The sequence below is a fragment of the Streptomyces aidingensis genome, from assembly GCF_900112355.1.
GTDB classification, from domain to species: domain Bacteria; phylum Actinomycetota; class Actinomycetes; order Streptomycetales; family Streptomycetaceae; genus Streptomyces; species Streptomyces aidingensis.
This window is the reverse complement of sequence record NZ_FOLM01000002.1, coordinates 303196-315683: the sequence shown is the minus strand read 5'-3', so window position 1 is coordinate 315683 and position 12488 is coordinate 303196. Positions and strand designations below refer to the sequence as shown.

8 protein-coding genes are annotated in these 12488 nt (G+C 73.9%); 4 read left to right on the top strand and 4 right to left on the bottom strand.

The window, feature by feature from the left end; genetic code table 11:
* The first annotated feature begins 78 nt into the window (after nucleotides 1–78).
* Nucleotides 79–258 (top strand): hypothetical protein, encoded by a 180-nt coding sequence (locus BM242_RS05950; protein WP_093837591.1) that lies wholly within the window; start codon nucleotides 79–81, stop codon nucleotides 256–258.
* A 174-nt stretch (nucleotides 259–432) separates the two neighbouring features.
* On the opposite strand, the gene BM242_RS05945 is transcribed toward BM242_RS05950, so the two are convergent.
* Nucleotides 433–1158: an HNH endonuclease family protein gene (locus BM242_RS05945; protein ID WP_093837590.1), complete on the bottom strand. Its 726-nt coding sequence runs from the start codon at nucleotides 1156–1158 to the stop codon at nucleotides 433–435.
* A gap of 339 nt (nucleotides 1159–1497) precedes the next feature.
* On the bottom strand, nucleotides 1498–2679 hold the full coding sequence (locus BM242_RS05940) for a zinc-dependent alcohol dehydrogenase (RefSeq protein WP_093837589.1): 1182 nt from the start codon (nucleotides 2677–2679) through the stop codon (nucleotides 1498–1500).
* A gap of 378 nt (nucleotides 2680–3057) precedes the next feature.
* Here BM242_RS05940 and BM242_RS05935 point away from each other — a divergent pair, with 378 nt between their 5' ends.
* From BM242_RS05935 to BM242_RS05925, 3 genes are all read left to right on the top strand, one after another.
* Nucleotides 3058–4209, top strand: a complete 1152-nt coding sequence (locus tag BM242_RS05935) for an alkaline phosphatase PhoX (protein ID WP_093837588.1) — start codon at nucleotides 3058–3060, stop codon at nucleotides 4207–4209.
* 262 nt (nucleotides 4210–4471) lie between these two features.
* The gene (locus BM242_RS05930; protein ID WP_093837587.1) at nucleotides 4472–7237 is read left to right on the top strand and encodes a DUF7824 domain-containing protein; all 2766 of its coding nucleotides are present in this window, start codon (nucleotides 4472–4474) and stop codon (nucleotides 7235–7237) included.
* A 172-nt stretch (nucleotides 7238–7409) separates the two neighbouring features.
* The gene (locus BM242_RS05925) at nucleotides 7410–8816 is read left to right on the top strand and encodes an SWIM zinc finger family protein (RefSeq protein ID WP_093837586.1); all 1407 of its coding nucleotides are present in this window, start codon (nucleotides 7410–7412) and stop codon (nucleotides 8814–8816) included.
* A gap of 135 nt (nucleotides 8817–8951) precedes the next feature.
* Here BM242_RS05925 and BM242_RS05920 read toward each other — a convergent pair whose 3' ends face one another.
* On the bottom strand, nucleotides 8952–9653 hold the full coding sequence (locus BM242_RS05920) for a DUF4389 domain-containing protein (protein WP_245833856.1): 702 nt from the start codon (nucleotides 9651–9653) through the stop codon (nucleotides 8952–8954).
* A 219-nt stretch (nucleotides 9654–9872) separates the two neighbouring features.
* Nucleotides 9873–12434: a galactose oxidase early set domain-containing protein gene (locus BM242_RS05915; RefSeq protein ID WP_093837585.1), complete on the bottom strand. Its 2562-nt coding sequence runs from the start codon at nucleotides 12432–12434 to the stop codon at nucleotides 9873–9875.
* Nucleotides 12435–12488: the final 54 nt, after the last annotated feature.

Here is a 12488-nt window from a genome sequence, read left to right as displayed (position 1 = left end):
GGGCTCTGGTGCAGTGTCCATCATGTGGTTCTGGTAACGGGCGAAAGCTCAACAACGGCAACTGGGTGTGCAACGACTGTGGCGCGGTCACCGCAGGATGAGGCGGCGTGGCTGGATCTGGACCCGGCCACGCGGGAACGGCTGCATTTCCTCGATCCGGAGGACTTCACCGTCGGTCCCACGCGGGAAGCGGCCGAGCAATGGGCCCGCTTCACGGCGATTCTGGACAAGGCCGAGAACTACCGGCCACGGCAGTAAGCGCGTACCGGCCGCTGCCTTCCCGGCTGCGAAGGATGCGGGGGAGTCCCTCCGGTATTCCGTTTCCCCGCCGGTCCGCGCAATCGAAGAATTGGCACAGACCAAGAGGACAAGACCAATCGCCGGCCAATTCGCGGCGCGGCGCGGCATGGCGTGGCGGGGGCCGCGGGCCCGTCAGCCGCAGGTGTCCAGCATCTTGCCGAGCATGTCCCGCTCGTCCTCATGGACGGTCAGGCCGTAGGTGTGCTTGACCGCCGTCCAGGCCAGGCCGTATTCGCACCAGAACGCCTCGGCGGGCTGCCAGTCGGCCGGGTCCTGGTCGCCCTTGGACCGGTTGGAGGCCGCGCTGACCGCGATGAGCTGGGGATTCTCCAGGTCGTTGGCGAACGCCTCGCGCCGCTCCTCGTCCCACTCGTCGGCGCCCGAACGCCAGGCGGCGGCCAGCGGAACCATGTGGTCGATGTCCACCTCCCGGGCGCTGGTGAGGGTCTCGCCGTCGTAGACGCTGTACCACTCGCCGCTGTCCGGCTGGCAGTCGTCGCCGGTCTGCACGTCTTTGCCGCTGCGCAGCAGCACCACCTGCCGGGCGGTGCAGCCGTCCTGCTCGCTCCAGTGCGGGAACTCCTCCCGGGAGTATCCGGTCATCGGCCGCTCGTCGGCGACGGCAAGCGCTGCCAGCATGTCCCGGCCCTCGGCGACCGTCGGCAGGCCGGGCAGCAGACCGGAGAACTCCGGCCCGCCGTCCCCCGCACCGCCCGCATCCTGGCTGCCGCCGCCGCTGTCGTGGGTGGCCGTGCCCTCGGCCGACCCCTCCTCGAACTCCGCGCACCCGGCCAGCGTGGCCCCCAGCACCACCGCCGCCACGGCCGCGCCGGCCGCCCGTCGCGCTGTCACCGTCATCACCCACCCCAGTCTTTCGCTCATCCGTGCGCCCGAAGGCTACCCGCCCCGCCCTGCTGCCGACCCGTCCCGCTCAACCCTTCACGCCCTCGACGGCCTTGCCGCCGACCGGGGGTGGTCGTGGTCCCAGCGCGCGCGGAGCCGGCCCGCCGGGAACTCTGGCGGCCGGCCTCGGTCCGGCCGCGGGGGACCGGGGGCGCGGGATCGGAGTGCGGGAAGAGGCCCGTGGCGGGCCTGCGGGTTCAGGCTCCGTCGCGGACCTCTGAAAATGGCACAGACGGGGCTTCCAGCTCGGCGTACCTGAGGCCGGGTGCCTCCGGGGAGCTTCGTCCGGCAGCGTCAGGGCTTGAGGACGATCTTGATGGCGCCGTCCTGTTTCTGCTGGAAGATCTCGTAGGCGTGGGGGGCCTCGGCCAGGGGGAGGTGGTGGGTGGCGAAGGTCTCGGTGCCGAGGGGGTCGTCGTCGCTGAGGAGGGGGAGGATCTCGGGGACCCAGCGTTTGACGTTGGCCTGGCCCATGCGGAGCTGGATCTGCTTGTCGAACAGGGTCATCATCGGCAGCGGGTCGGTCATGCCGCCGTAGACGCCGGAGAGGGAGATGGTGCCGCCGCGGCGGACCATGTCGATGGCCAGGTAGAGCGCGGAGAGCCGGTCCACGCCGGCCTTGGCGATGACCTTCTCGGCGAGCTTGCCGGGCAGCAGGCCGCCCATGTTCTGGATGAGCTTGCCGGCCGTGCTGCCGTGTGCCTCCATGCCGACCGCGTCGATCACCGAGTCCGCGCCGCGCCCTTCGGTGCGTTCCCGGACGGCGGCGGCGATGTCGTCGTGGGCGGTCAGGTCCAGGGCGTCGACGCCGCGGGTGCGGGCGCGGGCCAGCCGTTCCGGGACCAGGTCGATGCCGATCACCTGCTCCGCGCCCTGGAGCAGGGCGATCCGGCAGGCCATCTCGCCGATCGGGCCGAGGCCGAGGACCGCCAGGGTGCCGCCCTTGGGCACGTCGGCGTAGTCGACGGCCTGCCAGGCGGTGGGCAGGACGTCGGAGAGGAAGAGGTAGCGGTCGTCGGGGATGCCCTCCGGGACCTTGACCGGTCCGTAATGGGCCTGCGGCACGCGCAGATACTCGGCCTGGCCGCCGGGCACCCGGCCGTACAGCTTGGTGTAGCCGAACAGGGCCGCGCCGGAGTTCTGGTCCCGGACCTGGGTGGTCTCGCACTGGGTCTGGAGGCCGCGCTCGCACATGAAGCAGTGGCCGCAGGAGATGTTGAACGGCATGACCACGCGGTCGCCCGGGGCCAGGTGCCCGACCTCCGGGCCGGTCTCCTCGACGATGCCCATCGGTTCATGGCCGAGGATGTCCCCCGGTGCCATAAAGGGTGAGAGCACTTCGTAGAGATGCAGGTCGGAGCCGCACAGGCCGGTGGAGGTGACGCGTACCACCGCGTCGGTGGGTTCCTGGATCACGGGGTCGGGCGCGTCCTCCACCCGGACATCGCGCTTGCCTCGCCAGACCACGGCCTTCATGGCGCGCCGTCCTTTCGCTCGCTCGGGGACGGGGAGCGGGGCGGGTACCCGCATCCCGCCCGGCGATGCGGACGGGTGAATCCGTGGGCGGGACGGTGGGCCGGTCAGTGAGCGGAACCGTGAGCGGAACCGTGAGCGGAACATCCGGTTTGAGTGTCTTGTGGTGATTTCACAGTGTTCGCCGGGGGTTCATGTAAGGGACATGTCGCTGGGCAGTTACCCTCCGCTGTCGCCTTGGCGACGCCTGGGAGACATGAGGTGTTCATGACATAACGCCTGGTCGGAGCGGTGCGCGATTCCTAATCTTCCGGTGACCTCCGGAGGTGCCGCTCCCCGTCGGCACCTCCGCCGCCTCCTTGGAACCCAAAGGAGCCAGCAGTGGACCGTCGTTCTCTTCTCCGCAGTGCGGTCATCGGCACCGGCGCGGTGGCCTTCGGCTTCACCATGAGCCGCGAGGCCCTCGGCTACCCCGCCCAGACCGGGCCCAGCCCCTACGGCTCGCTCCAGGCCGCCGACGCCAACGGGATCAGGCTGCCGTCCGGCTTCACCAGCCGGGTGATAGCCCGCTCCACCCAGACCGTCGCCGCCACCGGCTACACCTGGCACGGCGCCCCGGACGGCGGCGCCTGCTTCCCCGACGGCAGCGGCTGGATCTATGTCTCCAACGCCGAACTGGGCAGCGGAGGCGGCGGTGTCAGCGCCGTCCGCTTCAACAGCAGCGCCTCCATCACCGGGGCCTACAACATCCTCTCCGGCACCAACCGGAACTGCGCGGGCGGCGCGACCCCCTGGAACACCTGGCTGTCCTGCGAGGAGGTGGACCGCGGCTATGTCTACGAGACCGACCCCTACGGCAACAACCCGGCCGTCCGCCGCGCCGCCATGGGCCGGTTCAAGCACGAGGCCGCGGCCTGCGACCCCGACCGCAAGGTCATCTACCTCACCGAGGACGAGAGCGACGGCGCCTTCTACCGCTTCATCCCGGACACCTGGGGCAACCTCTCCTCCGGCACCCTCCAGGTGCTGCGCGAGACCGGCTCCGGCCTGAGCTGGGCAGACGTCCCCGACCCGGACGGCTCGCCCACCCGCACCCGCAAGCAGGTCCCGGGCACCAGGAAGTTCAGCGGCGGCGAGGGCTGCTACTACACCTCCGGCACCTGCTTCTTCACCACCAAGGGCGACAACCGGGTGTGGGCCTACGACGCGGTCAACAACACCCTGGCCATCGCCTACGACGACAACCTCACCTCCAGCCCGCCGCTCACCGGCGTGGACAACATCACCGGCGCCCAGGCCGGGGACCTCTATGTCGCCGAGGACGGCGGCAACATGGAGATCTGCATCATCACCCCGGACGATGTGGTGGCGCCGTTCCTGCGGGTCACCAACCAGTCCTCCTCGGAGATCTGCGGCCCGGCCTTCAACCCGGCCGGGAACCGGCTCTACTTCTCCTCGCAGCGCGGCACCAGCGGCACCAGCAGCGGCGGGATCACCTATGAGGTGACCGGGCCGTTCCGCACCTCCCTCTAGCGGCTCCCGGGGCCGCCGGGCCGGCCCTCTGTCCGGCCGGCCCTGTCCGACCGTCCGCCCCGGGCCGGAGCCCACCGGCCGCTCCGGCCCGGGGCGGCACGCGCAGCGCGCCCGGCAACGCTGCTGTCAGAGGGGTGAGTTACGTTCGGTGACAGCCGTTCCGATGCGGGACGGCCGGCCCCCGGTGACGCGGAGCCCCGCCGCGCCCGCGCCCGCGCCCGTACCAGCGCCACGAGCCACGCACCCGAACGGAAATCCGCCCATGACCCGAGCCGCCGCCCCCCGGGCCACCGTCCTCCCGCCCGCCGCCCACGCCGTCCTGGCCGCGGTGGACACCGGACGCCCCGCCGATGTGCCCGCACCACTGGCGGAACTCGGCGACGCGGGGCGACGCACCCTGCTGGAGGTGCTGGGGCAGCGGCGCCGCGCCTTCCACGAGCAGCCCGGGGATCGCCGGCCGCACCTGTCCGCGCTGCGCCTGGCCGGGGCCGGCTGCCACCGGGGCCCGGCCGGCTGCGCCCAGTGGCTGATGGCGTCCGACCTGCGCCGGCACCGCTTCAACCCGGCCGATCTGGCGGCGGTACTGGCCCCGCGCGGCCCGCGGTGGGCGGGGGAGCTGATCGAGCGCCTCGGCGACCACCCCGGGCTGCTGCTCCCCGACTACCGGATGATCGAGGCGCTGCAACGGGAGACCGGCGCCCCGGTGCCGCTCGGCGAACCCTTTGTGCGGATGTGGGCGCTGGCGGTCACCGAGCGGACCCGCCATGTCCCGCGGCGCCGCACCCGCACCGGCCTCGCCCCGGTCACCCGGCTCGATGTGCTGCGCGAGGACCCGTACACCCCGCTGCTGGCCCCCCGGTTCTTCGAGATCGACCGGATGGGCGGTGAACTGGGCGGCCTCCCCGCCGGGGCCACGCCCGAAGAGATCCGCGACCCCCGGCAGTGGCCCGGTGCGCTGGCCGCGCTCGCCCGGGAGGGGCTGCTGGACCGCCGGGCGCTGCTGGAGGGCTGCTGCTCGGTCCTGGTACGCGGCGGGCGCGCCGACGACCCGGGCTTTTTCCTCGCCCTGCTGACCGCGCTGGAACCGACCGACCAGGAGCTGGAATTCCGCACCGGCGACTGGGCGGTCCTGGCCGCCGACGCCCCCTCGGCGGTGGCCGCCTGGGCGCAGGGCACGCTGCGCCGGCTGTGGGAGGCGGACCGGCTGTCCGCCGCCACGCTCGCCCAGCTCAGCCCGGCGGTGCTGTTCCGCACCGAGAAGAAGGTGGTGCGGGCCCAGCTTTCGCTGCTGGACCGGGCGCTGCGGCAGCGGCCGGAGCAGGCCGGGCTGCTGCTGCCGGCCGTGGCCGAGGCGTTCGCCCACCCCGACATCACCCTCCAGGAACGGGCCGTGCGGCTGCTGGCGCGGCATGCCCGGCGGCTGCCGGGGGCGGCGGGGCAGGAGCGGGCGCGGCAGCGGCTGACCGAGGCCGCGGCCGGGCTGACGCCGATGCTGCGCGCCCGCGCCGCGGAACTGCTCGGCGAGCCGGAGCTGCTGCCGGACCCGCGGCCCGCGGCCCCGGCCGGAACCGCCGAGGCGCTGCCGCCGTACCGGGGGCAGGAGCCGCTCGGCGCCCCGCCGGCGGAACCGGCGACGCTGGCCGCCGAGGTGGCCGCGATGCTGGCCGAGACCGCGTCCGCACGGCGGCCGGCGGCCGGCTCGCAGCCGGCGCTGGACTTCGAGCGCGCCCTGGACGGGCTGATACGCCTGGCCCACCGGGACCGCACGGCACTGGCCGGGGCGCTGCAGCCGCTGGCCGGCCACCACCCCGTGCTGCGGGACGCCAAGGTCCTGCGGGAGGACACCTGCCGGCTCGGGGTGGTCGTCGCGGCCGTGCTCGGCACCCTGGGCCCGGCCGACGCGCTCGGCGACGGCGGCGCGGCGGTGCGATGCGCCGCCGACCGGTTCCGGGCGGCGCTGGACGCGCGGCTGCGGGAGGCCGCGCACCGGATCGTCACCGGGGACCCGCTGCCGCTGCTGCTGGCCACCCCCGGCAGCCGGGACGGGCTGCTGGCCCCCGGGGAGCTGATCCGCAGGCTGGCCGAGTACGCCCGGCTGGGGGTGCGGCCCGCCGCCGCCGACTTCGACCAGGCCCTGCTCCGCCTGCGCCACCCCGGCCCGGAGGAGCGCGCCGGACTCGCCGCCCGGGCCGGGGCGGCGGGCCTTCCCGAGGGTGACCGGCTGGCCGCCTGCCTGGCCGCCGGTCCGCCCCGGCCTCCGTCGCCGTCCCCGCATTCCGGCGACCACCCGGTTCCGCCGCCGCCCGTCATACCCGGCCGCCAGGGGCATCCGGCGATGGCCGGCCTGGCCGTGCCCGGCCAGGTGCGCACCCCGGAGTTCCGGGCCCTGGCCGAGCCCTTCCCGGCGGTCCCCGGCTGGTGCCCGGGCAGCCATCCGGCCGGGCACTGGCTGCTGGCCGTGCCCGGGCAGCGGGAGGCCGTGGCCGGGCAGCTCGGCGCACTGCTCGTCGGGGAGAACGCCGCGGACTGGGGGCGGTCCCCCGAGGATCTGCCGCTGCTCGCCGAGGCCCCCGGCCCGGCGGGCGCCGCCGTGCACGACTGCCTGGCCCGCGGGCTGGGGTCGGCCGGGGACGCCCATCGGGCGGCGGCGGTGGACGCGCTGCTGACGCTGGCCGCGCAGCGGCGGCTCGACGCCGGGCTGATGGCCCGCTCCCTGGCCCGGCTGCTGCGTCCGGAGGCGGCCCTGGCCCACCGGCCGGTCCGGACGGCGGCGGCCCTGGCCATGGCGGCGGAGAGCGGTGCCCACCGCACGGTGTGGGCGGTGCTGGCCGAGCTGCTGCCGGGGCTGCTGGCCGAGGCCCGGCCGCCCCGGGTGCTGGGCGATCTGCTGGCCGTGGCCGCCGACTGCGCCGAGCGGATACGGCCCGGGACGGAGCCGGCCGGCCTGGCCGAGTACGCCGCCCGGCGCGGCGGCTCCCGTGCCCGTACCGAGGCCCGCCGCCTCGCCGCGGCCCTCGCCGCCCGCTGAGACGGCCCGGGGCGCCGGGCGCTTCGGGCCCGCCCGTGGGTCCCGGGTGCCCGGCGGGCGGGTCCGTCCGGCCTGTCGGCCCGGTGGGGCGCCGGATCCGCCGTGCGGGGCGGGCGCCCACGAGTCCCCGGGGGCTGCCCGGTTGTCAGTGGTGTGGGTTACGTTCCGTTGCATGACGCGATCAGTACAGGCGTATGCGTATCGCCGGGCGTCCGCGATGCGTCGCGGCGGGCCCGGTGGGGCCGAGCTCGGGCTGGAGACCTCCGGCGGCCTCACCCCCGCCGGGGCCGAGGCCCATCCCCGGTTCTTCACCGGCTTTCTGGCCGAGCCGCAGGCGGCGGCGCAGGCGCTGCTGTCGGTCGCCGATGTGGCCGCCACCCGCTACCACCGGCCCCGCCCGGACCACGGCGCGCTGGACCCGGTGGTCACGGCGGGCGGTGACCGGCTGCGCTTCGAGTCCTTCTCCGGCTGCTGCGGCGTCCACGCACGGCTGGATGTGCTCCCCGCCGGGCTGGACGGCGCGGATGTCGCCCACGGCACCACCAATGTCGACATCAACAACCCGCTGCGCGAGGCGCTCTCCCGGCTCGGGGCCGGCGAGCCGCTGCATCTGCGGGTCGGCCCGGAGGAGCTGACCGTCACCGCCCTCGACGGGCCGCTGGTGGAGAAGAAGGTGCCGCTGCCCGACCGCTGGCTGCGCGGTTTCGCCGAGACGCAGGTCATCGCCTCCGGCTTCGATCTGCGGGCCGAGCTGACCGCCGGGGAGGCGGTGCGTTTCCTGCGCTCGCTGCCGCGCGGCGGCACCGGCCGGAGCGGCGGCGGGGTGCGCTGGGTGCTGCCCGCGCCGCACGGCAGCGGGCTGCGGCCCGCCGGCCGGCCCGCGCCGGGCGCGGTGTGCCTGCCCGGCCCGGCCCGGCTGGCCGCGCTGCACCGGGTGCTGCGGCACGCCACCGGCCTGCGGATCTACGGCCCGCCGGTCTCCGCCGCGGCACCGGCGTCGGCCAGCGCCTGGGAGCTGGCGCTGCCCGGTATGCGGCTGACGCTCACGCTCTCGCCCGATCCGGCGCGCGGCTTCTCCGGCGAGGGCGCGGTGCTGGAGCATCTCGCCGGGGAGGAGAGCGCGGCCGACGCCGAGCTGCTCGGCGTGCTGCTGGCCTGGGAGCCGTGCATCGATCCGGCGGAGCTGGCCGCGCGGTCGGGCCTGTCCCGGGAACGGGTGCGGGCGGCGCTGACCCGGCTCGGCACCGCCGGCCGGGTCGGGTACGACACCGCAGAGGCCGCCTACTACCACCGTGAACTGCCCTATGACGCCGGCCGCGCCGAGAAGCACAATCCGCGCCTGGTCGGGGCCAGGGAGCTGGTCGCCGCCGGGGCGGTGACCTTTCTCGGCGACGGCCTGGCCGCGGTCCGCTCCGGCGAGCTGGTCTACCAGGTACGCACCACCGCGGCCGGCGCCATGACCTGCACCTGCCCCTGGTGGGCGGAGTACCGCGGCGGGCGCGGCCCCTGCCGCCATGCGCTGGCCGCCCGGATGGCCGGCCGCACCGCGCCCGCCGGCACCGCCGCCCCCGCGCCCTGAGCGCGGCCCGCGGGCGGGCCCCGCCCGACGACCGCGACCCAGCCGTGCGGCGCGAACCTCGGTCTCCCCGCAGACCTGCCGGTATGTCGTCCGGCTGCGCGCGGCCACGTCGCCGTCGCTGCCGCCGGGGCCGGATCAGCCGGGCGGCGGCCCCGGTGCGGCGGGCGTGGCCGGCGGGGTCTTCGCCCCGGGCTCCCGGCCGCCCATGTCCAGCCGGAACGGCGGATAGGTGTCCGTCAGCAGCGACGCGTACACATCCACGCGCATCGTCCAGCGGACCAGGCCCACCAGGAAGTCGAACAGCCCTCGCGGGTAGCGTGCCGTGAACAGCAGCGCGATCACGGCGAACAGCGTGAGCAGCGGTACCAGACCGATCCGGTAGCCGGTGTCCCAGTCGCCGCCGCCGCCCCCGGCGCCCGTCAGGACGGCCACCACCAGGTACTGCGGCAGGGCCAGCAGCCACCACTTGACCAGGACCAGGCCCCGCGACAGGCGTTCCGGATACGCCAGGCGCACCCGCAGCGGATAATCCGGCACGTCCTTGAGCGTGAACGGCGGATACCGGTCGGTGCCCAGCACGTACCAGGCGTAGTAGCCGACCCGCCAGGACCAGCGCAGCACCCCGACGTTGAAGTCGAAGAGCGCCCGTGGATAGCGGGCGGTGAACAGGATGGCGAAGAACGCCACCACGGTGACGAAGAAGAAGGCGATCCAGAGAAAGACCAGGACGATGTAGTGCGGAATGGCCAGCAGCCACTTCACCAGCCACATCCAGCGGCTCAGCCGGGGATCGATGTCCGCCTCGATGTCCAGGGGATGCTTCGCGGCAGGTGCCACCTCGGCCACCTTTCGGCGGTGGTGCGTGGAACTGCGGTGCGCCCGGTGGCGCGGCACGCTCCACGGCGTCGTGCGCAGGTCCCTGCCAGCGTCCCACCGGCTTCGGCACCCCGCATCCGCAGCGGCATCCGCGACACGGCGGACCGCCCGCGCGCGAGGTGCGCGGGCGGTCCGGGCGGTCCGGGGCGGACCGAACGGGCGGGGACCTCAGGTCCAGGTTCAGGTGAGGCGGTACCGCTTGGGCACATCACCCTTGCCGCAGGCCAGGCCGTCGCCGTTCCGGTCCAGCCGCAGCGGATCCTCGGTGCCGTTGAGCTCCAGCCGGCCGAAGTCGTGCTGCCGGAGCCATGCGCACCGGCCCCTGGTGGTGTCCGCCACCTTCGGCGGGAAGGCGGTCGGCACGCAGACGTCGGCGGCGCCGTAGGCCCGCTCGCAGCCGGCGATCCGGACATCCACCGGTTCCGATTCGCGCCGCTTCTCCGGGCCGCGGACCTCGCCGGTCAGGCTGCCGGCGAAGTCCTGGACGGCCGGGACGAGATCCTCCTCCGGCGACGCGGTGGTCCCGGTGGTCCCGGTGGAGAGCGTCGAGAGGGAGTCCTCGGTGCCGGAGAGGGTCATGGCGCCGTGGTCGTGGCCGGTGGTGGTGGCGGAGAGCATGGTGCCGCTCTCCGGCACGCCCAGGTGCACCCACTCGGCGATGGACGGCACCCCGTCGGCGTTCACCGCGAACAGCATGTACCAGCCGGGCGGGGCCAGGTTGGGGTTGCTGGTCACGTTGAGGTCGATGGTGGAGCCGTTGACCGTCAGCGGCAGATCCACGAACCGCTGGTTGGGGTCGGAGGAGTGGGTCACCGCCGCCGGGCGGATCAGCTCCGCCTTGACGATGGGCGAGTCCACCGTGATCTGCTGGGTGGAGCCGTAGTCCCATTCGGTGGCGGCCACCGAGGTGATCTGCGGCCGGTCGCCGCGGAACAGGTACGGCGGGCTGTAGATGGAGACATTGTGGTTCCACGAGCCGTCGCCCGGGTTGTCGCCGGTGGCCATCACCCGGCCGTCCGGCAGCAGGAACGCGGAGGAGTGGTAGCCGTAGGCCTCCGGGTTCGGCGCCACCGGGTCGAAGGTCTCGGTCACCGGGTCGAAGATGGACGACTCGTAGACCGGGTCGGCCCGGTTGTGCAGGCCGCCGCCGGTCTCCAGCACCGTGCCGTCCGGCAGCAGCACCGCCGAGACATACATCTTGCCCTGGTCGCCGGTCTGCGGCACCGGGCCGTCGCCCAGGTCCACCGTGCCCTGCGGCAGCAGCGGCCCCGGCTCGTACGCCGGGTCGGGCTGGGTCAGGTCGATGATGTCCGTCAGCCGGTTGGCGTCCGGGTTGGTGTCGATGTTGCCGCCGCCCATGGTGATGACCTTCTGGTCCTGGGCCGGGGGCAGCAGCACGCTGGCCGACTGGTCGCGCTCGTCCTTGTTCTGCAGGCCGGGCACCTCGGTGATGGTGTTGGCGCCGTAGTCGTAGATCGAGGCGCCGGTGCCCGGGGTGCCGTTGCCGAAGACATGGCTGCCGCTGTAGAACAGCCGCCCGTCCTGCATCAGGATCATCGACGGGTACAGGCCCCAGAACGACCAGGTCTGGTTGACCTGCCAGGTGGGCAGCCACTGCTGCTGCTCGTGCGACCACAGTTCGGCGGTGACGCTGCCCGTGGAGTCCTCGCGCAGCCCGCCGAAGGACAGCACGTCACCATTGCCCAGGATGGTCGCCGACGGGTACCAGTGCCCGTCGTTCATGTCATTGGTCTTGGTGTACGTCTCGGTGGCCGGATCGAAGATGTACGAGTCCTTGTAGCCCTCGTAGCCATGGGTGCCCTCGGCGTCCGGGTAGGCCAGGTTGCCGCTCATCACCAGCACCCGGCCGTCCGCCAGCTGCACATGTCCCGCGCAGAACATGTCGTCCGGGGTGGGGATCACCGTGTAGCTGCCGTCCGCGGGGTCGTAGACCGCCGAGGTGAAGGTGCCGGCCGCGAACAGTTCCTCGCTGTTGCCGGAGCCCGCGATGAGCAGCACCTTGCCGTTGTGCAGCACCACCGAGTGCATGGAGCGGACCGGGTTCTCGGTGGGCAGCACCTCCCAGGCGCCGTCCTCGCACTCGGCCTGGGTGCCGGTGCAGACCGGGCCCGGGTCGGGCACGGTGGCGTCCACCATCGAGTAGTCGTCGGTGATCAGGGTGCCGACCGCGTACAGCGAGACGCCCCAGGCGATCCGGTCGGTGCCCGGCGGGATCTCCGGGGTGCGGACCTCGGTGTAGGTGTATGCGGCGGCCGGGCCCAGGGTCTGCACATCGGTCCAGTACTGCCAGCCGAGCGTGGTGTCGTGCCGGAAGATGGTCACCGAGTTGGAGCCGGTGGTGGCCTTGTACCAGAGCGACAGGTCGTACTGGTGGCCCTCTTCCACAAAGGGGGCGCACTCCGCGCTCTCGGTGATCAGGGCCTTGCGGTCGCCCTCCAGCCGTTCGGTGAGGGTGACCTCCATGGCGGTGCTGCCGCCATGGGCGTCGGTGGTGGGCTGGATCACGAACTCGTTGTCGCCCCAGCCGGAACGGGACCAGCAGTACGGCATGTCGCCGCTGCCGGCCGTCTCGAAGCCCGGGTTGGTGACCAGATTGGGGTCGGCCGCCGCCCGGGGCGCGGCGCTCAGCAGCACGGCGGGCAGCAGCAGGGCGAGGGTCAGCAGTGCTGATCTGCGTCTGCGTCCTCTCGGCGCGGTGGATACGGAGGGTGGTGCGGGCATGGTCGTCCCTTCGGTGGTGCGGTGGTGCGGTGGTGCCTGTCGTGCGGGTGGTGC

Bases quoted from the DNA above. Each gene is read 5' to 3' on its own strand.
- BM242_RS05945 (WP_093837590.1), bottom strand. From the start codon at position 1,158: ATGACGGTGACAGCGCGACGGGCGGCCGGCGCGGCCGTGGCGGCGGTG.
- BM242_RS05940 (WP_093837589.1), bottom strand. From the start codon at position 2,679: ATGAAGGCCGTGGTCTGGCGAGGCAAGCGCGATGTCCGGGTGGAGGAC.
- BM242_RS05930 (WP_093837587.1), top strand. From the start codon at position 4,472: ATGACCCGAGCCGCCGCCCCCCGGGCCACCGTCCTCCCGCCCGCCGCC.
- BM242_RS05925 (WP_093837586.1), top strand. From the start codon at position 7,410: ATGACGCGATCAGTACAGGCGTATGCGTATCGCCGGGCGTCCGCGATG.
- BM242_RS05915 (WP_093837585.1), bottom strand. From the start codon at position 12,434: ATGCCCGCACCACCCTCCGTATCCACCGCGCCGAGAGGACGCAGACGC.